Here is a 276-nt window from a genome sequence, read left to right on the forward strand (position 1 = left end):
CAGCGGTGTCTCAAGTACAGGCAGGTTCTGGATCGGTGTCCATCGGAGGAGCGATCGCCAACACCCAATTCTACATCCTCGATGCCAATCTGCAACCAGTACCTGTAGGCGTACCGGGTGAATTGCACATCGGTGGCGATGGCTTGGCGCGAGGCTACCTCAACCGACCAGAGTTAACTGCCGATAAGTTCATTCCCAACCCGTTTGGAAATGCTGGTCATAGATTATACAAAACTGGAGATTTAGTCCGCTATTTAATTAATGGCAACATTGAGT

The 276-nt window shown here is 50.0% G+C and carries 1 protein-coding gene; it reads left to right on the forward strand.

The window, feature by feature from the left end; all coding sequences use genetic code 11:
• On the forward strand, positions 1-276 hold a 276-nt coding region (locus AABK37_RS42115), incomplete at both ends, for an AMP-binding protein (protein WP_432557287.1).

The sequence above is a fragment of the Tolypothrix sp. VBCCA 56010 genome (assembly GCF_050875635.1).
Classification (GTDB): domain Bacteria; phylum Cyanobacteriota; class Cyanobacteriia; order Cyanobacteriales; family Nostocaceae; genus Hassallia.